Origin of the sequence: Nonomuraea sp. CA-218870 (assembly GCF_050936535.1) — a bacterium.
Lineage (GTDB): Bacteria > Actinomycetota > Actinomycetes > Streptosporangiales > Streptosporangiaceae > Nonomuraea > Nonomuraea corallina.
In genome coordinates, this window is the sequence record NZ_JBNJMN010000001.1 from 5,035,880 (window position 1) to 5,058,046 (window position 22,167).

Annotated in this window: 20 protein-coding genes; 7 read left to right on the plus strand and 13 right to left on the minus strand. The window is 72.1% G+C overall.

Annotation, left to right across the window (positions count from 1 at the left end; translation table 11 throughout):
- Nucleotides 1-19: 19 nt before the first annotated feature.
- From pdxS to pgsA, 6 genes are all read right to left on the minus strand, one after another.
- On the minus strand, nt 20-940 hold the full coding sequence (gene pdxS, locus ACQEUU_RS24270; RefSeq protein ID WP_433069696.1) for a pyridoxal 5'-phosphate synthase lyase subunit PdxS: 921 nt from the start codon (nt 938-940) through the stop codon (nt 20-22).
- Nucleotides 941-1,051: 111 nt separating this feature from the next.
- Nucleotides 1,052-2,068 (minus strand): DUF3048 domain-containing protein, encoded by a 1,017-nt coding sequence (locus ACQEUU_RS24275; RefSeq protein WP_433069699.1) that lies wholly within the window; start codon nt 2,066-2,068, stop codon nt 1,052-1,054.
- Between the two features lie 63 nt (nt 2,069-2,131).
- Nucleotides 2,132-2,662, minus strand: coding sequence for a hypothetical protein (locus ACQEUU_RS24280; protein WP_433071970.1), 531 nt, complete (start codon nt 2,660-2,662; stop codon nt 2,132-2,134).
- Nucleotides 2,663-2,670: 8 nt separating this feature from the next.
- Nucleotides 2,671-3,798: a glycosyltransferase family 4 protein gene (locus tag ACQEUU_RS24285; protein ID WP_433069701.1), complete on the minus strand. Its 1,128-nt coding sequence runs from the start codon at nt 3,796-3,798 to the stop codon at nt 2,671-2,673.
- Nucleotides 3,795-4,703: a phosphatidylinositol mannoside acyltransferase gene (locus ACQEUU_RS24290; RefSeq protein WP_433069704.1), complete on the minus strand. Its 909-nt coding sequence runs from the start codon at nt 4,701-4,703 to the stop codon at nt 3,795-3,797. The genes ACQEUU_RS24285 and ACQEUU_RS24290 overlap by 4 nt, the downstream gene beginning before the upstream one ends.
- Nucleotides 4,700-5,302: a phosphatidylinositol phosphate synthase gene (pgsA, locus tag ACQEUU_RS24295; protein ID WP_433069707.1), complete on the minus strand. Its 603-nt coding sequence runs from the start codon at nt 5,300-5,302 to the stop codon at nt 4,700-4,702. Before pgsA ends, ACQEUU_RS24290 begins: the two co-directional genes overlap by 4 nt.
- Nucleotides 5,303-5,465: 163 nt before the next feature.
- Between pgsA and ACQEUU_RS24300 the strand changes: the two genes are divergently transcribed.
- Both ACQEUU_RS24300 and ACQEUU_RS24305 read left to right on the plus strand, forming a co-directional pair.
- Nucleotides 5,466-7,607: an elongation factor G-like protein EF-G2 gene (locus ACQEUU_RS24300; protein WP_433069710.1), complete on the plus strand. Its 2,142-nt coding sequence runs from the start codon at nt 5,466-5,468 to the stop codon at nt 7,605-7,607.
- A gap of 115 nt (nt 7,608-7,722) precedes the next feature.
- Entirely contained in the window at nt 7,723-9,294 is a 1,572-nt protein-coding gene (locus ACQEUU_RS24305; RefSeq protein ID WP_433069713.1) for a family 10 glycosylhydrolase, read from the plus strand.
- Between the two features lie 6 nt (nt 9,295-9,300).
- Here ACQEUU_RS24305 and ACQEUU_RS24310 read toward each other — a convergent pair whose 3' ends face one another.
- On the minus strand, nt 9,301-9,831 hold the full coding sequence (locus tag ACQEUU_RS24310) for an HIT family protein (RefSeq protein ID WP_433069716.1): 531 nt from the start codon (nt 9,829-9,831) through the stop codon (nt 9,301-9,303).
- 50 nt (nt 9,832-9,881) lie between these two features.
- Nucleotides 9,882-10,679, minus strand: coding sequence for an alpha/beta hydrolase (locus ACQEUU_RS24315; RefSeq protein WP_433069719.1), 798 nt, complete (start codon nt 10,677-10,679; stop codon nt 9,882-9,884).
- A 127-nt stretch (nt 10,680-10,806) separates the two neighbouring features.
- On the opposite strand from ACQEUU_RS24315, the gene ACQEUU_RS24320 reads away from it, so the two are divergent.
- The gene (locus ACQEUU_RS24320; protein WP_433069721.1) at nt 10,807-11,529 is read left to right on the plus strand and encodes a PIG-L deacetylase family protein; all 723 of its coding nucleotides are present in this window, start codon (nt 10,807-10,809) and stop codon (nt 11,527-11,529) included.
- A 45-nt stretch (nt 11,530-11,574) separates the two neighbouring features.
- On the opposite strand, the gene thrS is transcribed toward ACQEUU_RS24320, so the two are convergent.
- Genes thrS through ACQEUU_RS24335 form a run of 3 tightly spaced genes read right to left on the minus strand, consistent with a single transcriptional unit; the run spans nt 11,575 to nt 15,144 of the window.
- Nucleotides 11,575-13,539: a threonine--tRNA ligase gene (gene thrS, locus ACQEUU_RS24325; RefSeq protein ID WP_433069724.1), complete on the minus strand. Its 1,965-nt coding sequence runs from the start codon at nt 13,537-13,539 to the stop codon at nt 11,575-11,577.
- Nucleotides 13,540-13,581: 42 nt separating this feature from the next.
- Nucleotides 13,582-14,202 (minus strand): glycoside hydrolase family 25 protein, encoded by a 621-nt coding sequence (locus ACQEUU_RS24330; RefSeq protein ID WP_433069727.1) that lies wholly within the window; start codon nt 14,200-14,202, stop codon nt 13,582-13,584.
- 30 nt (nt 14,203-14,232) lie between these two features.
- Complete coding sequence (locus ACQEUU_RS24335) at nt 14,233-15,144, minus strand: LLM class F420-dependent oxidoreductase (protein ID WP_433069730.1); 912 nt, start codon at nt 15,142-15,144, stop codon at nt 14,233-14,235.
- A 98-nt stretch (nt 15,145-15,242) separates the two neighbouring features.
- On the opposite strand from ACQEUU_RS24335, the gene pgm reads away from it, so the two are divergent.
- Nucleotides 15,243-16,871, plus strand: a complete 1,629-nt coding sequence (gene pgm, locus ACQEUU_RS24340) for a phosphoglucomutase (alpha-D-glucose-1,6-bisphosphate-dependent) (RefSeq protein ID WP_433069733.1) — start codon at nt 15,243-15,245, stop codon at nt 16,869-16,871.
- A gap of 8 nt (nt 16,872-16,879) precedes the next feature.
- Here pgm and ACQEUU_RS24345 read toward each other — a convergent pair whose 3' ends face one another.
- A complete protein-coding gene (locus ACQEUU_RS24345; protein ID WP_433069736.1) occupies nt 16,880-18,121 on the minus strand; it encodes a hypothetical protein in 1,242 nt (413 codons plus the stop codon).
- Between the two features lie 401 nt (nt 18,122-18,522).
- On the opposite strand from ACQEUU_RS24345, the gene ACQEUU_RS24350 reads away from it, so the two are divergent.
- The 3 genes from ACQEUU_RS24350 to ACQEUU_RS24360 are packed head-to-tail and all read left to right on the plus strand — an operon-like array spanning nt 18,523 to nt 20,687.
- Complete coding sequence (locus ACQEUU_RS24350; protein WP_433069739.1) at nt 18,523-19,659, plus strand: cytochrome P450; 1,137 nt, start codon at nt 18,523-18,525, stop codon at nt 19,657-19,659.
- An 18-nt stretch (nt 19,660-19,677) separates the two neighbouring features.
- Nucleotides 19,678-20,409 carry an HAD family hydrolase gene (locus tag ACQEUU_RS24355; RefSeq protein ID WP_433069741.1) on the plus strand — a complete coding sequence of 244 codons (732 nt, stop codon included), beginning with the start codon at nt 19,678-19,680 and terminating at the stop codon, nt 20,407-20,409.
- A complete protein-coding gene (locus ACQEUU_RS24360) occupies nt 20,406-20,687 on the plus strand; it encodes a DUF4031 domain-containing protein (protein WP_433069744.1) in 282 nt (93 codons plus the stop codon). The genes ACQEUU_RS24355 and ACQEUU_RS24360 overlap by 4 nt, the downstream gene beginning before the upstream one ends.
- Here the strand turns inward: ACQEUU_RS24360 and ACQEUU_RS24365 are convergent.
- Nucleotides 20,661-22,127: an AAA family ATPase gene (locus ACQEUU_RS24365; protein WP_433069747.1), complete on the minus strand. Its 1,467-nt coding sequence runs from the start codon at nt 22,125-22,127 to the stop codon at nt 20,661-20,663. The genes ACQEUU_RS24360 and ACQEUU_RS24365 overlap by 27 nt on opposite strands.
- Between the last annotated feature and the right edge of the window lie 40 nt (nt 22,128-22,167).

The window sequence follows — 22,167 nt, forward strand, 5'->3', positions numbered from 1 at the left end:
GCGCGGCGCGACGCGCCGGTCACCAGCCGCGTTCGGCCAGGCGGTGCGGCTGCGGGATCTCGTCGACGTTGATGCCGACCATGGCCTCGCCCAGGCCGCGCGAGACCTTGGCGATGACGTCGGGGTCGTCGTGGAAGGTGGTGGCCTTGACGATGGCGGCGGCGCGCTTGGCCGGGTCGCCCGACTTGAAGATGCCGGAGCCGACGAACACGCCCTCGGCGCCGAGCTGCATCATCATCGCGGCGTCGGCCGGGGTGGCGATGCCGCCGGCGGTGAACAGCACGACCGGCAGCTTGCCGGCCCGCGCCACCTCGGCGACCAGCTCGTACGGGGCCTGCAGCTCCTTGGCGGCCACGTACAGCTCGTCCTCGGGCAGCGAGGACAGGCGCTTGAGCTCGGCGCGGATGGTGCGCATGTGGGTGACGGCGTTGGAGACGTCGCCGGTGCCCGCTTCGCCCTTGGAGCGGATCATCGCCGCGCCCTCGGTGATGCGGCGCAGCGCCTCGCCGAGGTTGGTGGCGCCGCACACGAACGGCACCGTGAACCGCCACTTGTCGATGTGGTTGGCGTAGTCGGCCGGGGTGAGCACCTCGGACTCGTCGATGTAGTCGACGCCGAGCGACTGCAGCACCTGGGCCTCGACGAAGTGGCCGATGCGGGCCTTGGCCATCACCGGGATCGAGACGGCGCTGACGATGCCGTCGATCATGTCGGGGTCGCTCATCCTGGAGACGCCGCCCTGCGCGCGGATGTCGGCGGGCACGCGCTCCAGGGCCATGACGGCGACCGCGCCGGCGTCCTCGGCTATCTTCGCCTGCTCGGGGGTGACGACGTCCATGATGACGCCACCCTTGAGCATCTCCGCCATGCCGCGCTTGACGCGGGCGGTGCCGGTGACGGTGCCGGTGGTCGACGGGGTTTCGGGCGTGCTGGTGGACAACGGTCTTCCTCACGAGCTAGGGGGGAACGGTAAGTTTTCAAACCCATCGTAGGTCCTGAGGCACAACCCCCCGCATGCCACCATGTCAGGAATGGCGGGGAGTTTTGTACGTCACGGCGTCACGGGCTTGCGGCTGGCGAGCGCCACCCACACCTGACCGGGCGCGAAGTTCATCGGCTCGCCGCTCTGTGTGGTGAACGTCGTGCCACCCTTTTCCGATTCCCGCTCCCACCTCGCCCTGTACGCCTTGCCGTCGCGCAGCACGATCGCCGAGCCCTTGCCGACGGTGTTGACCAGCGGGGTGTAGCTCTGGTTCTTGTCGTGGAACTGGGAGCGCTCGGTCTTGGTGTACTGGATGACGACCGTGGAGGCGCCGAGCTGGCCGCCCTCCGCGGCCATGTCCTTCTTGCCGTCCTGCCAGATCAGCCACTGCTTCTTCGCCTCCGACCAGCGGAAGGTGAAGCGGGCGGCGGGCCACCTGACGCTGTAGGAGGCGCGGTCGACGCCGCCCTCGGCCGGCGGGTCGCCGAAGGTGAAGCCGATGTCGGCGGCCTTGCTCGCCTTGGGCGCGCCGGCCAGCAGCTTCCTGGTGTGGGCGAACAGGTTGTAGGGGGCGTAGCGGCCGGGCTCGCGGTAGTAGGCGCCGGGCACCCGGCTGTCGGAGACGTCGAACAGCGACGCCTCGGCGATGAACGGCAGCATCTTGGTCTGCGCGCCGGAGTAGGCGAACGCGGGCTTGCCGAACATGGGGGCCAGGTGCAGGTCGCTGATGCGGGCGCTGCGGACCGGACCGACCTTGGCCGGGATCTTCGAGGAGAAGACCGCGATCAGCCGGGTCAGGCCGGCCTCGACCTGCGTCACGTACACGATGTCGGCGCTCTTGAGACCCATCTGCGGCTTGCCCGCCGCGGTGTTCTCGATCTTGACGGCGAGCACCGGCCTGAGCCGCTCGGCGGGGCGGCCGGTGAAGGGGTGCAGGTTCTCCGGCGTCGGCTCCTCGGCCGGCGCCGCCGACTCGGTGGGCTGCGGGGCTCCCCCCGCCGCGGGCTCGTCGGACGAGCAGGCCGTGACAGGCAGCAGAACAGCCATCCCCGCCAGCGAGACGGTGATCATCCGGGTTAGCCGCACCTGCATACTCCTCCGCTTCGGCCCAGAAACGGATGGAAGCTTACCGGTCTCCCACAAAAGGGGTCATTCAGTTGCCATGGCCGCGGGCGGATTGTCATCGATCTCGAAGAATCGCGGATACTCCGTGTGACCCGCCAGGCGCAGCGTGCGCGCCAGCCACCGCCGCTGCGCCGTCCGCGTGACCGCGACCGCGTTGTTGTAGAAGCGGCGCGAGTAGACCACCTTGGCCACCGCGGCGTCGAGCTCCTCCAGCAGATCCTGGCCGCCGGGCGACTCGGCCAGCTTCTCCCTGAACCGCTCCTGGTCCACCACGGCGCGCAGCGCCCCCGACAGGTCGCTCTCGGCGTGCTCGCGCTCCTCGGGACCGGCCATCCGGGCCTCGTGGGCGGCCGCGGCCAGCACCAGCGAGGTGGCCGGGTCGAGCAGCCGTGAGCCGGCCAGCTCCAGCACCACCGCGCGCCGGCGCACCAGCGCCGCCTCCAGCGCCTCGCGGGCCAGCTCCAGCCGGATGTGCAGCCGGTCCAGGCGGCCCGCCCGCCAGGAGATGTAGACGGCCGCGAGCACCACGACGATGGCCACGATCAGCACGATCATGGTGGATGTCACAGGTCTTCCTCCACGCCCGCGCCGGCGACGGTCACCGTCTCGTAGACGCGCACCACGTCCCGCGCCACCGTCGACCAGTCGTACTTCATGACCGCCACCCGGGCCTCCTCGGCGAGCTTCGTCCGCCGCTCCGGCGCGTCGAGCAGCGCGCCAGCCTCGCGCGCCAGCGAGGCGGGGTCGCCGTTGGCGAACAGCGCGCCCGCCTGCCCCTCGCCGAGCACCTTGCGGAAGGCCGGGATGTCGCTGGCCAGCACGGTCGCGCCGGAGGCCATGGCCTCGGCCAGGACGATGCCGAAGCTCTCGCCGCGGGTGTTGGGCGCGCAGAAGACGTCGACCGAGTGGTAGGCGCGGATCTTGTCGGCCTCGCTCACCATGCCGAGCACGGTCACCCGGTCGCGGAACTCCCTGCCCACCCGGTCGTAGACGTCGCCGGCGTCGCCGGGACCGGCGATCAGCAGCTTGACCTCCGGCCGCTCGGCCGCCAGCAGGTTGAAGGCGTCGAGCAGGATGGGCAGGCCCTTGCGCTCCTCGTCCATGCGGCCCAGGAAGCCGATCGTGGCGCCGTCGGGACCCCGGCCGTCGAGCGGCTCGGCGTGGGTGTAGCGGCTGACGGTCACCCCGTTGGGGATGAGCACGGTGTCGCCGCCGAACTGCTCGACCAGGCTCTTGCGGGCCGCGTCGGAGACCGCGATGCGGCCGCTGAGCTTCTCCAGCGCGCTCTGCAGCAGCGGCTCGGCCATCGCGATCGCGCGCGAGCGGGTGAAGGAGGCGTGGAACGTGGCCACGATCGGGCCCCTGGCCGCCCAGCACGCCAGCACGCCGAGGCTGGGGATCAGCGGCTCATGGATGTGGAGCACGTCGAAGTGGCCGTTGCGCACCCAGCGGCGCACCCGGGCGGCCGACAGGAAGCCGAACGACATCCGGGCCACCGACCCGTTGTAGGGCACCGGCACCGCCCGGCCGGCGCCCGTCACGTACGCGGGAAGCTCGTCGTCGTCGCTGGCCGGAGCGATGACGGAGACCTCGTGGCCCTGCGTCATGAGCGCCTGGGCCAGGTCGTCGACATGCTGCTTGACGCCCCCGGGCACGTCCCACGAGTAGGGGCAGACGATGCCGACCCTCATCGCTTCGGATCTTCCAGCCACAGGCGCTGCAGCATGTGCCAGTCCTCGGGGTGCTCGGCGATGCCCTTCTCGAACACGTCGGCCATGCGCTGCGCCACGATCGCGACCTTCTCCTGCCGGGAGCCCTCCCCGGGCACCGGGATCTCCTCGTGGATGTGGATGCCCCAGTCGGCGCCGTCGAAGTAGACGACGGCGGGCAGCAGCGCCGCGCCGGTCTGCACGGCCAGCAGCGGCGGGCCGGCGGGGACCTTGGTGGCCGCGCCGAAGAACCGCACCTCGACGCCGCTCTTGGTGAGGTCGCGCTCGGCGGGCAGGCACACCACGCCGCCCTTGCGCACACGCGTGGCGAGGGTGCCGAAGTTGTGGCCGTCGCCGCCGGTCAGCGGCAGCACCTCCATGCCGAGTCCCTCGCGGAACCGCACGTAGCGGCGGTAGAGCGACTCGGGCCGCAGCCGCTCGGCCACGGTGGTGAACGGGTGGCCGACGCCGACCAGCCAGGCCCCCGCGGCGTCCCAGTTGCCCATGTGGGGCAGCGCCAGGACCACGCCGCGGCCCGCGGCGACGTTGCCGTGGATGTGCTCGGCGCCGGTCACGCGGGTGCGCCGGACGATCTCGGCGCGGTCGATGGACGGCAGGCGGAAGATCTCGTGGAAGTAGCGGAAGTAGGAGCGCATGCCGGCCCTGGTGAGCTCGCCCAGCTGCGGGCTGCCCGGGGGCAGGCCGGTCACCCTGGCCAGGTTGGACTCCAGGCGGCGCACGGCGGGGCCGCCCCGGCGCCACACCCGGTCGGCCAGGAAACCGAACGCCGCCGCCGTCGGCCGTTCGGGAAGGTAGGGCACCAGCGTCCAGCCCGCCGCGAACCCCGCGGCGACCACACGATCGGTGAATGACGGCTTGCCGCTCATCGCTCCCTCGTCTGCCGGTAGACATGGACCACGCGCTGAACCACGGTGACGGCTCCGGCCGCCGCGAGCAACCACATGCCGACCGCCAGGAGGTAGGGCACCCCGAGGCCGGAGAAGCAGGCGGAGACCAGCACGACCACGAGCCGTTCCGGCCGCTCGGCCAGCCCCACGTCGCAGGTGAGCCCGAGCCCTTCGGCCCGCGCCTTGGCGTACGACACGAGCATCCCGGCCACCAGGGCGAACAGCGTCACCCCCGCCAGCAGGCCGTCACCGCGCGAAATGAAGTAGAGGATCAGGCCCGAGAAGATCGCCGCGTCGGCGACCCGGTCGAGTGTGGAGTCGAGGAACGCCCCCCACGTGCTGCCCCCTCCCCCGCCGAGTCGCGCCACCACGCCGTCGAGCAGGTCGAACAGCACGAAAACGGTGATCACCAGGGCGCCGGCGGTGAGCAGGCCCCTCGGGAAGAAGAACAGGGCGGCGGCCACCGTGCCGAGAGTGCCGATCGCCGTGACGGCGTCGGGGCCGATCCCGCGGCGGACCAGGGCACTGCCCAGCGGGGTGAGGAGCCGGGTCATGGCCGGGCGCAGGAGTTTCAGCATCGCGCTGTCGATCGTAGGCCATGACGGCACCAGTGACTTTCTTTGCCGCGGCCCCCTTGTGATATCCGCCACATGGGTATTTGGTGAACACACCGCGTCCATGCGGTTTTCACCCTCGCGCGGGCGCGGCGTTGGCACGCACACCGACGACGCGGGAGGCGAAGTGGCGGACAAGCACGCGAGCGGGGCCATGGGAGCCGCGGGCAGGGCACCAGCGGCCGACAAGGCCGACGCGATTCGCAATGTCGTCCTGGTCGGCCATTCGGGAGCGGGCAAGACGACCCTGGTCGAGCAGTTGCTGGCGGCCACCGGCACGATCCAGCGGGCCGGCCGGGTCGAGGACGGCAACACGGTCAGCGACTTCGACGAGGTGGAGGTACGCCAGCAGCGGTCGGTCAACCTGACCCCGGCGCCGCTGACCTTCAACGGCATCAAAATCAACCTTCTGGACACCCCCGGCTACGCCGACTTCGTCGGCGACCTGCGCGCCGGGCTGCGCGCCGCCGACGCGGCGCTGTTCGTGGTGTCGGCCACCGACGGGATCGACGGGCTCACCCAGATGCTGTGGGAGGAGTGCGCCCAGGTCCGCATGCCCAGGGCCGTGGTCATCACCAAGCTCGACCACCAGCGGGCGAACTTCGACGAGGTCCTCGCCGCCTGCCAGAACGTCTTCGGCGACGGCGTCGCCCCCCTCTACCTGCCGGTGATCACGAACGGGAACGTGAACGGCCTGATCGGGCTGCTGACGCAGAAGTTCTACAACTACGCCGGCGGCACCCGTACCGAGAAGGAGCCCGGCGCCGAGTACGAGTCGCGCATCGAGGAGTATCGCGGCGTCCTGATCGAGGGCATCATCCAGGAGAGCGAGGACGAGTCGCTCATGGAGCGCTACCTCGAGGGCGATCCCATCGACATCAAGATCCTCATCCAGGACCTGGAGAAGGCGGTCTGCGAGGGCGACTTCCACCCGGTGCTCTGCACCGGGCTCGGCGTGGGCGCGGCCGAGCTGCTTGAGCTCGTCACCCAGGGCTTCCCCGCGCCTCACGAGCACCCGATGCCGGAGATCACCACGCTCGACGGCAAGCCGGTGACCGGCATCACCTGCGACCCTGACGGCCCTCTGGTGGCGGAGGTCGTCAAGACCACCAGCGACCCGTACGTGGGCCGCATCAGCCTGGTCCGCGTCTTCTCCGGCACCCTGCGGCCCGACATGACCGTGCACGTCTCCGGTCACGGCCTGGCCGAGCGCGGCCACGAGGACCACGACGTCGACGAGCGCATCGGCGCCCTGAGCTGCCCGCTCGGCAAGCAGCAGCGTCAGATCGGCAAGGGCGTGGCGGGCGACATCGTGGCGGTGGCCAAGCTGTCGCGGGCCGAGACCGGCGACACCCTTTCAGAGGTGGACCGGCCGCTGCTGATGACGTCCTGGACCATGCCGGAGCCGCTGCTGCCGGTGGCGATCCGCGCCAAGTCCAAGGCCGACGAGGACAAGCTGGGGCAGGCCCTGGGCCGCCTGGTGGCCGAGGACCCGACGCTGCGCCTGGAGAACAACGCCGAGACCCGCCAGCTCGTGCTGTGGTGCATGGGCGAGGCGCACACCGACGTGCTGCTGGACCGGCTGGCCAAGCGGCACGGCGTCGAGGTGGAGCGGGTCGAGCTGCGGGTGCCGCTGCGTGAGACGTTCGGCGGCCGGACGCAGGCGATGGGCCGCAACGTCAAGCAGACCGGCGGCCACGGCCAGTACGCCATCTGCCACCTGGAGGTGGAGCCGCTGCCGTCGGGCGGCGGGTTCGAGTTCGTCGACAAGATCGTCGGCGGGGTGGTGCCGCGCCAGTTCATCCCGTCGGTGGAGAAGGGCGTGCGGGCGCAGATGGAACGCGGCGTGCGCGCCGGCTACCCGGTGGTGGACGTCAAGGTCACGCTGTACGACGGCAAGGCCCACTCGGTCGACTCCTCCGACATGGCGTTCCAGATCGCCGGCCAGCTGGCGCTGAAGGAGGCCGCCTCGAAGGTGCCGACGCTGCTGCTGGAGCCGGTGGACGAGCTGTCGGTGCTGGTCGCCGACGACCACGTCGGCGCGGTGATGTCCGACCTGTCGTCGCGGCGCGGGCGGGTGCTCGGCACCGAGCCGGTGGGCCGGGGCCGCACCCTGGTCAAGGCGGAGGTGCCGCAGCTGGAGGTCACCCGGTACGCCATCGACCTGCGGTCCATGTCCCACGGCACCGGCTCCTTCCAGCGCTCCTTCCTGCGCTACGAGCCGCTGCCGACGCACCTGGCCGACAAGGTCGCCGCCGAGTCCGGCTGAGGTCCGGAGAGCCGGGAGGTCATTCCCTCCCGGCTCTCGGGTCACAACGGTGTCACGAGTCGATTTCTTTTTTCCGTACGAAGCACACCGGAGCCGATGCGACACTGTTGGCACTATGCGAACCGGACGCCCACTCCTCGCCACGACCGCTCTCGCCGCCGTCGCCGTCGCCGCCGCCTACACCTTCGGGCCGGGCGCCGAGGCCGGGCAGCGCAAGTCGGACGCGGCCAAGAAGACGACGACCGAGAGCGCGGCGGTGACCGCGCGGTGCGCCCCCGACCCGCGTCACCCCAAGCGCCAGCTGCGCGGGGTGTGGATCGCCACGGTCAACAACATCGACTGGCCCTCGCGCAAGGGGCTGACGCCCGACCGGCAGCGCGCCGAGTACGCCAGGCTGCTCGACGCCGCCGCCCAGCGCAACTTCAACGCGGTCTTCGTCCAGGTCAGGCCGGCGTCCGACGCCCTCTACAAGTCGTCGATCGAGCCGTGGTCGCAGTTCCTCACCGGCACCCCGGGCAAGGACCCGGGCTGGGACCCGCTGCCGTTCCTCATCGAGGAGGCGCACAAGCGCGGCCTGGAGTTCCACGCCTGGTTCAACCCGTACCGCGCCTCCTACGACGCCAACGTCGCCAAGCTGCCGGCCACCCACCCCGCCCGCCGCAACCCCGGCTGGACCGTCAAGTACGGCGACCGCCTCTACTACAACCCGGGCCTGCCGCAGGTGCGTCGGCACGTCGTCGAGGTCGTCACCGACGTGGTCCAGCGCTACGACGTCGACGGCGTCCACTTCGACGACTACTTCTACCCCTATCCCGGGCCGGGCGGCGCCTTCGACGACCGCGCCGCCTTCCGGAAGTACGGCAAGGGCAAGAGCCTCGCCGACTGGCGGCGGCAGAACGTCGACAAGCTGGTGGCCGAGGTCGACGAGGCCGTCCACGCCGCCAAGCGGCACGTCAAGTTCGGCATCAGCCCGTTCGGCATCTGGCGCAACAAGGCGCAGGACCCGTCCGGCTCGGAGACCTCCGGCATGTCCGCCTACGACTCGATCTTCGCCGACGCCAGGGCGTGGATCGAGCAGGGCACCGTCGACTACGTGATGCCCCAGCTCTACTGGTCGCGCTCGCACAAGCTGGCCGCCTACGGCAAGCTGGCGCCGTGGTGGGCCGACGCGGTCGAGGGCAGCGACGTCCACCTCTACATCGGCCAGGCTCTCTACCGGGTCGGCGCCAAGGACGAGGCCGCCTGGACGAAGCCGGGCGAGCTGCCGGCCCACCTCACGCTCAACCGCAAGCACGAGGCGATCCGCGGCGACGTGTACTTCAGCGCCAAGCAGCTGCTGACCAACCCGCTGGGCGCGATCGACCGGGTGGCCAAGGCCCACTACGCCCGGCCGGCGCTGCTGCCGCTGATGAAGGAGCGGGGCGGCAGCGCCCCGGCGAAGCCGTCGGGCGTCAAGGCGGCCGGCACCGCGGTGTCGTGGACGCCGGTACGGGACGCGCGCGCGTACGCCGTCTACCGGGTGCCGAAGGCGGGCGGCGACTGCCACACGAGCGACGCCCGCAACCTCGTGGCCGTGGTCTCCGGCCCGGCGTTCACCGCGAAGTCGGCCGGCACCTACCTGGTGACCGCGCTGGACCGCCTCCACAACGAGAGCAGCGCGGCCCGGGTGAAGGTCGAAGCCGCCTGACGCCGCTCAGCCGCGCCAGGCGTCGGCCAGCAGCCGGCGGGTGTCGCGGAGCAGCTGCGGGAGGACCTTCGTGCGCGCCACCACCGGCATGAAGTTGGTGTCGCCGCCCCACCGGGGCACCACGTGCTGGTGGAGGTGGGCGGCGATGCCCGCGCCCGCGACCTGGCCGAGGTTCATGCCGACGTTGAAGCCCTGGGCGCCGCTCGCCTCGCGCAGCGCCCGCACCGCCCGCTGGGTGAACGCGCCCAGCTCGGCCACCTCGGCGGCGGTCAGCTCGTCGTAGCCGGAGACGTGGCGGTAGGGCACGACCATCAGGTGGCCGGAGTTGTAGGGGTAGAGGTTCAGCACCGCGTACACGACCTCGCCCCTGGCGACGATCAGTCCGTCCTCGTCGCTCATCGCGGGGATGGCGTCGAACGGGCACCCCTCCGGGTCGGTGCCGACCGGTTTGTTCTCGCCCTTGATGTAGGCCATGCGGTGCGGGGTCCACAGCCGCTCGAAGTTGTCGGGCTCCCCCGCCCCTCCCTGATCGTGCATACGTAGCAGCATAGGGCCCCCGTCCCCGCCGTCGTCCTGCACCGGCCGGTCTACCGGAGCCGGTCCGCGAGAGCGGTGACGGCGCCGATCACCTGGGGTCCGGACAGGAACACCGGGTCGTTGTGGCCCGCCCCGGGGATCTCGACCACGGTCGCGGGACCGGCGGCGGCTTCGGCGACCGCGCGGCTCTGGCCGGGCGGCACGATCGTGTCGGCGGTCCCGTACACCACCACGACAGGAACCCGGACGGCCGCCACCCGCTCCGCGACCGGGAAACGGTCGCGGAGCAGGGCCCGCACGGGGAGGAAGGGGTAGTTGGCCTGACCCGCGGCGGCCAGGTCGGTGAACGGCGAGCGGAGCACCAGCCCGCCCGGCGGGCGCTCCGCGGCGAGCCCGGTCACCACGGCCGCGCCGAGGCTCTCCCCGAAGTAGATCACCGGCACGTCGCCGAGGAAGTCGCGGGCCGCCCGCACGTCCAGCCGCAGCCCTTCCTCGGTGGGGCTGCCGGGGTTGCCGCCGTAGCCCCGGTAGTCCATGAGCAGCACCGGCAGCCCGCGGGCGGCGAGCGCGCGGGCCAGCGGCGCCCGGTGGAGCCGGTTACCGGCGTTGCCCCCGGCCACCAGCACGCTCACGGGATGGTCGCCGGGCACGTACCAGGCGCCGAGCCGCAGCCCGTCGGCGGTGGTCAGCGTCACCTCGCGCGCGCCGGGCACCACCTGGGCGGCCGGCGGCACCGGAGCGGTGTCGGGCAGGTAGATCAGCCGCCGCTGGAACGCCCAGAGCAGGCCGAGCAGGACCACCACCACCGCGAGGACCACGAGGGCGGGGCGCACACCGGGCAGGTTCACCGGGCCAGTCCACCACAGGTCAGCTCTTGGCGGTGACGCCCGGCCGGGTGACCGCTCGCCCGCCCTCGCCCTCCCCCGGCTCGCTTCGCGTGGGCCGTCGTACGGGCCCGGCGTCTAGGGTGGGCGCATGGCCGATCAACTCGAACCCATGCCCACCGACTGGCAGCGAGCGCTCGCCGTCGTGGCCCACCCCGACGACCTGGAGTACGGCTGCGCGGCCGCCGTGGCGACCTGGACCGCGGCGGGCCGCGAGGTCGTCTACCTCATGGCCACCCGCGGCGAGGCGGGCATCGACACGCTCTCCCCCGCCGAGGCGGGGCCGGTGCGCGAGCGGGAGGAGCGGGCCAGCGCCGCCGTCGTGGGCGTGAGCGCGGTGGAGTTCCTCGACCACGCCGACGGGGTGATCGAGTACGGGACGGCGCTGCGCCGCGACATCGCGGCCGCGATCCGCCGGCACCGTCCCGAGCTGCTGATCACGCTCAACTTCGACGACACGTGGGGCGGCACCTTCTGGAACACCCCGGACCACAAGGCGGTGGGCCGGGCCGTCATGGACGCCGCCGCCGACGCCGGCAACCGGTGGATCTTCCCTGACGCGGGCGAGCCGTGGCAGGGCGTGCGCTGGGTGGCGGTGGCCGGCAGCGAGACCCCCACGCACGCCGTCGACGTGACCGACGGGCTGGAGCGGGGGGTGCGCTCGCTGATGGAGCACCGCGCCTACATCGAGGCGCTCACCGGCGACGACCCGGAGACGTACGCGCGCGGGCTCATCGAGGGGTTCGCCCGCGAGTCGTCCGCCAGGTTCGGCGGCCGCCCGGCGATCACGTTCAGGCTCTTCGGCCAGGGCTGACCACCCGCCCGCCGCCGGGAACCGGCGGCGGGCCGTGCGGGCGGGTCAGACCTGGACGCGGCGCTCGACGGCGTCGACGATCTCGGCGACCGCCCGGTCGACCGCGACGCCGTTCTTCTGCTCGCCGTCGCGGTAGCGGAAGGACACCGCGCCGTTGGCGATGTCGTCGTCGCCTGCCAGCAGCATGAAGGGCACCTTGGCCTTCTGCGCGTTGCGGATCTTCTTCTGCATGCGGTCGTCGGAGGCGTCGACCTCGACCCGGATGCCGCGCTCGCGCAGCTTCTTGGCGACGTCCTGCAGGTAGGGCACGTGGGCGTCGGCGATCGGGATGCCGACCACCTGGACGGGCGCGAGCCAGGGCGGGAAGGCGCCGGCGTAGTGCTCGGTCAGCACGCCCAGGAAGCGCTCGACCGAGCCGAACAGCGCCCGGTGGATCATCACCGGGGTCTGGCGGCTGCCGTCGGCGGCCTGGTATTCGAGCCCGAACCGCTGCGGCTGGTTGAGGTCGAGCTGGATCGTGGACAGCTGCCAGGTGCGGCCGATCGCGTCCTTGGCCTGGACGGAGATCTTGGGGCCGTAGAAGGCCGCGCCGCCCGGGTCGTCGACCAGCTCCAGGCCCGACTCCTCGGCCGTCTCGCGCAGCGCCTGGGTGGCCTCGTCCCAGGCGGCGGGGTCGCCGATGAACTTCTCGGAGTCGTCGCGGGTGGACAGCTCCAGGTAGAACTCCGACAGGCCGAAGTCACGCAGCACGCTGAGCACGAAGCCGAGCAGGCTCTTGATCTCGCCGGCCATCTGCTCGCGGGTGCAGTAGATGTGGGAGTCGTCCTGCGTCATGCCGCGCACCCGGGTCAGGCCGTGGACCACGCCCGACTTCTCGTAGCGGTAGACGCTGCCGAACTCGCACAGCCGCAGCGGCAGCTCGCGGTAGGAGCGCCCGCGCGCCCGGAAGATCAGGTTGTGCATCGGGCAGTTCATCGGCTTGACGCGGTAGTCGACGCCCTCCAGCTCGAAGGGCGGGAACATGTCGTCGGCGTACCACGGCAGGTGGCCGGAGGTCTCGAACAGCGTCGACTTGGTGATGTGGGGCGTGTTGACGAACTCGTAGCCCGCCTCGGCCTGGCGGCGGCGCATGTAGTCTTCCATCTCCTTGCGGATGATGCCGCCCTTGGGGTGGAAGACGGGAAGGCCGCTGCCCAGCTCCGGCGGGAAGCTGAACAGGTCGAGCTCGGCGCCGAGCCTGCGGTGGTCGCGCTTCTCGGCCTCCTCCAGCAGCTTGAGGTACTCGTCCTGCTTGTCGCGGGACTCCCAGGCGGTGCCGTAGATGCGCTGGAGCTGCGGGTTCTTCTCGCTGCCGCGCCAGTAGGCGCCGCCCGAGCGCATGAGCTTGAACGCGGGGATGGACCGGGTGGACGGCACGTGCGGGCCGCGGCACAGGTCCTTCCAGCGCAGCGCGCCGGTCTTGGCGTCGAGGTTGTCGTAGATCGTGAGCTGGCCCGCGCCGACCTCGACGGCCTCCTCGTCGGCCGCGCCGCCCTTGAGGCCGATCAGCTCCAGCTTGTAGGGCTCGCCGGCCAGCTCCTCGCGGGCCTCCTCGTCGCCGACGGGACGGCGGGAGAACAGCTGGCCCTCCTTGACGATCTCGCGCATCCGCTTCTCGATGCGCTTGAGGTCGTCGGGCTGGAAGGCCTCGGCCACGTCGAAGTCGTAGTAGAAGCCGTTGTCGACCGGCGGGCCGATGCCGAGCCTGGCCTCGGGGAACAGCTCCTGCACGGCCTGGGCCATGACGTGCGCGGTGGAGTGGCGGACGATCGCCCGGCCCTCCTCGCTGGAGACCTCGATCGGCTCGACCGCGTCGCCGTCGGCCAGCGGGCAGGCCAGGTCGCGCGCCTCGCCGTTGACCCGGGCGGCGATCACGGTGCGGCCGTCGGCGTCGAGCGCCTGGCCGGCCGTCGTGCCGGCCGCGACCACACGCTCGGCTCCGGCGAGGGTGATGCGTAGCTCGGCTGACACGATGGCTCCCTTGGGTGACGTCGGAGGGTACGAAAATCGATGCTATCGCGGGTCGAACCCCATCCTGGTCAGTCTTTTGCGCCCGCCCCTGAACACGTTCCGGTCGATGGGACTGTTGGCGTGCTGGTGGATCGTCCAGTCATGCCACGGCCGGGGCACGACCGGCCGGCCGCGGGGCCGGTGCGGGCTGGCGATCCACAGCGGATAGTCGCTCAGGCCCGCGCAGTTGCCCTCCTCGGCGAAGTTCTGGAAGGTGTAGACGAACGGCCGCACCCCGGTGCGCCGCTCCACGATGCCGCACCAGTAGCGGGCGAAGCGGGCGACCCGGTCGGGTCGCAGCCCGTCGTCGTTCTCGAGGTCGAGCGCGAGCAGGTCGCCCCGGCGCAGCCCGCCCGCCGCTCTGATCGTGCCCAGGAAGTGGCGCGCCTGCTCCTCGGGGTCACCCTTGGGGCGCGCGAAGTGGTACGCGCCGCAGACGATCCAGTTCGCCCGCATGCGGTCCCAGTTGCGGGCGAACCAGTGATCGGTCCAGTCGCCGCCCTCGGTGGCCTTGACGAAGGCGAACGCCACGCCGCTGCGGGCGTGCTCGGCCCAGTCGACGGATTTCTGCCAGTTGGACACGTCGATGCCGTGGAGCAGGCCGTTGTCCCTGTCGGAGTACACCCTGCCGGAGTTTATGGGGACCTCTCCGGATCACCCCTTCGACGCGCCGATGAGCAGCTTGTGAGCGCGCTCGCGGTCTCCGTACACCGCGGCCACGAAGTCGGTGACGCCCGCCCGGGCCAGCGCGTCGAGCTGTTCGCGCACCGCGTCCTCGTCGCCGACCACGGCGACGCCGCCGGGGCTCTCGACGCCTTCGCGGTCGAGCATGGCGCGGTAGGACGGGAGCTGGCCGTACATGACGAAGAGCTCGTCGGCCCTGGCCCTGGCGGCCTGCGGTTCGTCGGTGACGCACACGGGGAGGGTGCACACGACGCGCGGGGCGGGCCGGCCCGCCGCCTCGGCGGCGGCGTTGATGGTGGGCGCGATGTGCTCGGCGACGGTCCTGCGTCCGGTCATCCAGAGCACGGTGCCGTCGGCGAGGGTGCCGGCCAGCTTGAGCATGCGCGGGCCGAGCGCGGCGACCAGCACCGGCAGGCCCGCCCCCGGCGTGCCGAGCCCGAGGTTGGCCCGGAGCGTCTCGCCGGTGTGATCGACCTGCTCGCCGCGGGTGAGGGGCAGCAGGATCTCCAGGTACTCCTTCATGTGCCGGGCGGGGCGGTCGAAGCTGTAGCCGTACATGCCCTCGATGACGATCTGGTGGGACAGTCCGATGCCGAGGGCCAGCCGCCCGCCGAGCGCGGCGTGGACGGTCATGGCCTGCTGGGCGAGCACGGCGGGGTGGCGGGGGTAGGTCGGCACGACGCCGGTGCCGAACTCGATGTCCCGGCCGCCTGCCAGGGCGGCGCTGCCGGCCACGGCGAGCGCGGTGAGCGCGTCCAGTCCGAAGATCTGGGACATCCAGACCGAGTCGAAGCCGTCGTCGGCGGCGCGGGCGATCCTGTCGCGCAGCGCGGGGAACGGGTCCTGGCCGGAGGGCTCGTTGAGCAAGAGTCCGAATCGCATGCTTACAGAACTCCATTCTGGTCGGCTGGGGCGAGTGTAACCCCGGCGGCCCCGGGTGGCGCCGGAGCCGGGCCGGACCCCGTTTGTAAAGTGGCCCCATGACCCACGAACGCGCGGGGCAGCCCGCTCAGCCCGAGGACCTGGTGGACGTGGCCCGGCTGGTGACCGCCTACTACGCGTTGCGCCCCGACCCGGGAGACCCCGCTCAGCGGGTGGCCTTCGGCACCTCGGGCCATCGCGGGTCGTCGTCGGCCTCGGCCTTCAACGAGCACCACATCCTGGCCACGAGCCAGGCCATCTGCGAGTACCGCCGGATGCAGGGCACCGACGGGCCGCTCTTCCTGGGCATCGACACGCACGCGCTGTCGGAGCCCGCCCGGGTGTCGGCGCTGGAGGTGCTCGCGGCCGGCGGCGTGGAGGTGCTGATCGACTCCCGCGACGGCTACACGCCGACGCCGGCCGTCTCCCACGCCATCCTGACCCACAACCGCGGCAGGAAGTCCGGGCTGGCCGACGGCGTGGTGATCACCCCGTCGCACAACCCGCCGTCCGACGGCGGCTTCAAGTACAACCCGCCGCACGGTGGCCCCGCCGACACCGAGGCCACCTCCTGGATCCAGGACCGCGCCAACCGGCTGCTGGCCCAGGACCTCGACGGGGTGCGGCGGGTGCCCTACGCCGAGGCGCTGCGGGCGGCCGGACGCTACGACTTCCTGGGCGCGTACGTGGACGACCTGCCCTCCGTCGTGGACCTCGACGCCATCAGGTCGGCCGGCGTGCGGATCGGCGCCGACCCGCTGGGCGGCGCGAGCGTGGCCTACTGGGGCGAGATCGCCGAGCGGCACCGCATCGACCTGACCGTGGTCAACCCGCTGGTCGACCCGGCGTGGCGGTTCATGACGCTCGACTGGGACGGCAAGATCCGGATGGACTGCTCGTCCCCGTACGCGATGGCGTCCCTGATCGGCGGCCGCGACCGCTTCCAGATCGCCACCGGCAACGACGCCGACGCCGACCGCCACGGGATCGTCACCCCCGGCGGGCTGATGAACCCCAACCACTACCTGGCGGTCGCGATCTCCTACCTGTACGGGCACCGCGACGGCTGGCAGCGCGACGCCGGCGTGGGCAAGACCATGGTCAGCAGCGGCATCATCGACCGGGTGGCCGCGTCACTGGGGCGGCGGCTGTACGAGGTGCCGGTGGGCTTCAAGTGGTTCGTGCCGGGACTGCTCGACGGCTCGCTCGGGTTCGGCGGCGAGGAGAGCGCGGGCGCGTCGTTCCTGCGCCGCGACGGCTCGGTGTGGACCACCGACAAGGACGGGATCATCATGGCCCTGCTGGCGGCCGAGATCCAGGCGGTCACGGGGCGGTCGCCGAGCGACCACTACCGCGACCTGACGGAGAGGTTCGGCGAGCCCGCCTACGCGCGGGTGGACGCGCCGGCCACCCGCGAGGAGAAGGCGGTGCTGGGCAAGCTGTCGGCCGCGCAGGTGACGGCATCGAGCCTGGCCGGCGAGCCGATCACCGCGGTCCAGACGGCCGCGCCGGGCAACGGGGCGTCGCTGGGCGGCGTCAAGGTCTCCACCGAGAGCGCCTGGTTCGCCGCCCGCCCGTCGGGCACCGAGGACGTCTACAAGATCTACGCCGAGTCGTTCCGCGGCCCGGACCACCTCGCCAAGGTGCAGGAGGAGGCCCGGTCGCTGGTCTCTGCGGCGCTTGGCTGATCACTGGATCAGGACTTCGCGAGCACCCGGCCGTCGTCGGCGATGGCCGGGAACGCACCGGTGTCGACGATGCCGTGCTGCTGATAGAGCTGTTCGATGAGGGCGTGGGCCGCGGGCTCCAGCTTCCACAGCGCCCGCCACTCCCGGGCGAGGGGCAGCGGGATGCCGATCTCCTGGGCGATGTCCACGGTGCGCGGCACCATCCCCTTGGCGATCCGCCGGTCCCAGTAGGCGCGGGCCTGCCGCATGAGCGCGGCCCGCTGGGCGGTGTCGACGATCTGCGGGGTGGGGTCGATGACCGGGATCTCCTCGTCGTCCTCCTCCCGCACCAGCTCGGCGAGCGCGGGCGGCAGCTCGGGCCGGGCGGGCACCGGCCGGTGGTCGCGCTCGGGCTCCCACGGCACCCGCGGGTCGGCGTCGATGAGCGCGGTGGTGTTGTAGAGGGCGGCGATCTGGGCCAGCAGCGCCTCCTGGCGGCCTGCGTCGACGGCCAGGCCGGTGTGCTCGACGGCCTGGTCCATGGCCTTGTCGAGCTTGGCCAGCGCGGCGCGCATCTTGCGGTCGGGGGCGCCTGCCTCGCGCAGCGCCTTGGCGCGCTTGGCCGCCAGCGCGACGCGGGTGAGCCTGCGGTGCGCGTCGACCTCGCTGGCGGTGCGGTCGCTGACCTCGGCCAGGCCGAGCCGGACCAGCAGCCGCTCGGGGGTGAGCCGCCAGTTGATGCGGCCGGTGCCGCGGATGCGGTGGCGCTCGATGGCCATGCCGCGCTCCCACAGCCAGGCGGCCACCAGCGGCGCGGCGAGCCGGAACACCGCCTCGGGGAAGCTGCTGGCGTCCATGCTGGACAGCACCGCCGTCAGGCAGGTCAGCGCCCACACGGCGATGCCGTCGATGCCGGCCGAGAAGTTCTCCCGCATGTTGCGGCGGGCGCGCACGGCGGAGGTGATGATGGCCACTTCGATGAAGGCGAACAGCAGCAGCCTCAGCGGGCCGTCCAGGCCCAGCACGTCACCGGAGAAGCGCCACATGCCCTGCGCGGACACGCCGGTCGCGATGGAGGCGGCCACGATGGTCAGCACGTCCTCGATGGGGCGGGGCGCGACGTAGCGGGAGAACAGCCAGGCGGTGGCCCGCCAGAGGACGCGGAGCACCAGGAAGGCCAGGGCCAGCGCGGTCAGGCTCGCCAGCGCGATCACCGCGGTGGCGAGGGGCTTATCGGTGATGAAGGTAGTGATTTCCTCAAATGTAGGCATCAGTCGCTATCCGTGGAGGCTCAGTCTTGGGCGAACGATGACGAGATCATTGCAGACGGTAGCGGGCTTGTACGCCGAACTCCCGCTGCCGCACCGTTCGTCCCTGGTTCCTCACAGGCCCCGGCCGCACCCCGGCCCCCAACCCGGCGGTCGGGGCGACGGCCTCGAACCCGCACGTCTACCCTCATCACCGGACGGTTCCGCCCGCAGGGTGGGTGACCAGCGCGCTTACGGGAGACCGCGTACCTGAGACCGAGATTCCATCTCGTCCTTCAGGAGGTCACCCCCACGGCTGCCGGGGTGGGACCATCTAGCCGGTGGATTATCCCAACGTGGTGTGATGCCTCCCAGCAGGACGGAATTAGATGTCAATCTCAGATGAGTTCCCCCTCGTTCAGTTCATGCGCGAGAAGTTCGACCCCGCGGAGGAGCTGCTCCGCATCCAGGCCGAGCATCCCGTCTACCCGATGAAGATCCCCGGCGACCAGACCGTCTACCTCATCACCCGCTGGGACGACGTCCGCGGCGTGCTGGGCGACCACGAGCGGTTCAGCAACGACTTCGCCGGCGTCATCGGCCTCGGTTCCAACCAGGAGGACCCCGGCGGCCTCGGCTTCCGCGACCCCCCCGAGCACACCCGGCTGCGCCGGTTCCTGACGCCCGAGTTCACCATGCGCCGGCTGCGCCGGCTGGAGCCGCGCATCGAGGCGCTGGTCGCCGAGTGCCTGGACCGGATCGAGGCCAAGGGCTCACCCGCGGACCTCATGGAGGACTTCGCGCTCCCCATCCCCTCGCTGGTGATCTCCGAACTGCTCGGTGTCCCGTACGAGGAGCAGGCGGACTTCGTCAAGGTGAGCACGGACCGGTTCGACTTCACCGCCGGCCCCGAGGCGGCGCTGCAGGCGGTCAACGAGGCGATGGCGTACCTGACCGACCTGGTCGCCCGCGAGCGGCGCGCCCCCGGCGACGGGCTGCTCGGCCAGCTGCTGCGCGACCACGGCGACGAGCTGGACGACCGCACGCTGGCCAGCATGGCCGACGGCATGCTGACCGGCGGGCACGACACCAGCACGAGCATGCTCGCGCTCGGCAGCCTGTGGCTGCTGCAGAACCCCGAGCACGCCGCCAAGGTGCGCGAGGTCGACGGCTACGTCGACGGGGTGATCGATGAGCTGCTGCGCTACATGACCGTGGTGCAGGTGGCCTTCCCGCGCTTCGCCCGCCACGACCTGGAGCTGCACGGTCAGCAGATCAAGAAGGGCGAGCTGGTGCTGTGCTCGCTCGCCGCGGCCAACCGCGACCCGAACCTGGGCGAGGACATGGACCAGATCAAGCCGGGCCGCCAGACGGGCGGCTCCCATCTGGCGTTCGGGCACGGCATCCACCGCTGCATCGGCGCGCCGCTGGCGCAGATGGAGCTGCGCATCGCGTACCCGATGCTGCTGCGCCGCTTCCCGACGCTGCGACTGGACGGCGAGCCGTCCTGGCGCAAGCTGGCCATCATCTACGGCGTGGACAAGCTACCCGTGGCGTGGTGAAGCGGTTACGTTCGCAGAGTGAGCCGGCCTGTCATCGACCTGAGCGTGATCGGGGCCGTCGTGTTCGACACCGACGGCACGGTCACCGACACCGCCCGCGGGCACGCGGCTGCCTGGAAGCACGTGTTCGACGGGTTCCTGCGCGGCCGCTCGGCGCCGTTCGACGTGCGGGAGGACTACCTCCGATACGTCGACGGCCGGCCGCGCCTCGACGGCGTCCGCGCCTTCCTGGACTCACGGGGCATCACGGCGCCTGAGGGCGCGCCGGACGACGAGCCCGGCGCGCCCACCGTGCACGGGCTCGGCCGGGCCAAGGAGCGGCTGTTCATGGCGCAGGTCAAGCAGCACGGCGTGGCCGCGTTCCCGGCGGCGGTGGCGCTGCTGCACGAGCTGCGCAACCGCGGCGCCCGCACGGGCGGGGTCTCGGCGAGCCTGCACGGGCGTGAGCTGGTGGCGGCGGCGGGTGTGCTGCACCTGTTCGACACGCTCGTCGACGGCGGCGACGCGGCGCTGATGAACCTGCCGGGCAAGCCGGACCCGGCGCTGCCGCTGGAGGCGGCCCGCCGCCTGGGCGTGCCGGCCGGCCGGACCGCCGTGGTCGAGTCCGCGCCGGCGGGCGTCGAGGCGGGCAGGAGGGGCGGCTTCGCCCTGGTGATCGCCGTGGCGCCGGCTGGGGAGGGCGCCGGGCTCGTGGTGCGCGACCTCGGTGAGCCGGTGGTGCGCGGGCGGGTCCTACCCTGGACGACGTGACGGTGCTCATCGATCCCCCGCAGTGGCCGGGACCGCGCGGCCTGATGTGGTCGCACCTGGTCAGCGACGCGTCCCTGGACGAGCTCCACGCCTTCGCCGGCCGGCTGGGCGTGCCCGGCCGGGCGTTCGACCGCGACCACTACGACGTGCCCGAGACCGTGCACGCCTTCGCCGTGTCGCTGGGGGCGCAGGCGGTCAGCTCCCGCGAGCTGCTCCAGCGGCTGATCGCCGCCGGGCTGCGGTGCCGTAAGCTACACGTCCACCCGGCTGGGGACTGACATCCCGAGGCGCGGCAGGGCGTAGGAGTCTTCGGGCGCCGGCTCGTCCTCCTCGCCCGGCGCCCCTGAGCCGAGCAGGCTGCGGGTCAGCGCCGCGCGCTCGTGCAGCATCCCGTCCAGCGCCCGGTTCAGGTGGTCGTCGGTGATCGCGGGCAGGCCGGCGTCGTGCGCGAGCGCCTCGAGCGCCGCCCGGCGCAGCAGCTCCTTGAAGAACGAGGCGGTCGCGCCTTCCGTACGCGCCACCACCGGGTCGAGGTCGGCCCGCAGCGGCAGGTCCCTGGCGTAGAGCCGGAGCAGCGCCGCCCGCCCCGCGGCGTCGGGCCTGGGGATCTCCACGGCCAGGTCGACCCGGCCGGGACGGTCGGCCAGCGCGCGTTCGAGCACATCGGCCCGGTTGGTGGTGAGCACGAACGTCACGTCGGCGTCGGCGCCCACCCCGTCCATGGCGTCGAGCAGCGCGAACAGCACCGGATTGCCGTCGTTGGTGAACGTCCGGTCGCGCGCCACCAGGTCGACGTCCTCCAGCACCACGATGGCCGGCTGGAGCCTCCTGGCCAGCCCGGCCGCCTGCGACACGTACTGGATCGCCGTCCCGGTCATCACGATCACCGTGCAGCCGGTCATCCTGGCCATCAGGTAGCGGACGGTGTGGGTCTTGCCGGTGCCGGGCGGGCCGTGCAGCAGCAGGCCGCGCTTGAGGTGCTGGCCGTGCGCGCGCAGCCGCGCGGCCTGCTCGGCGATGCCGACGATGTGGCGCTCGATGGTCCCCAGCACGCCGTCGGGCAGCACCACCTGGTCGGACCCCAGCCGCGGGCGGGGCAGGAAGGTCACCAGGTCGTTGCCGCGGTGCTCGCTCCACGCGAACGACAGGACCTGCCCGCGGTAGACGTCGTGCTCGCGCATCAGGCGCTCGATCTCGTCGCGGGTGTCCTTGGCCGCCTGCCTGCCGGGCGCCAGCACGACCACCTGGCAGGCGGACGACAGGTGCTCCTGCGGGCCGCGCAGCCCCAGCACCACCGGCGTGCCGCCGGGGGCCCGGGTGAGCACCAGCCCCAGCGAGATCACCTCCGTGGTCTCGTCGGGGCCGATCGCGGCGGTCTCGTAGTCGACCGCGCCCGGTTCGTACTGCTCCCAGCCGCGGGCGGCGCGGGCCAGCATGTTGACGATGTCGTCGTGCTCGCGCCCCCGACCGGCGATGCCGAACCACTCGGCGCCGGGGGTGCGCGCGGCGAGATAGGCGTCGACGCCGCGCTGCAGGTTGACGTGCTCCCAGCCAGGGAAGCCCGCCACCACGTTGACCACGTGCTTCAGCTCGCAGCCCAGGTGGGCGGTCACGCGGGTCACCAGCTCGGGCTGTTCGTCGCCGGCGAGGGCGCGGTGGGCGTCGCGGATCAGCTCTTGAAGCGCCCGGGCGAGCGACCGGGCGTCGGCGGTGTCCATCCCCCCACCCTGGCAGACGGCGGGGCCGCGTGCCCCTGGT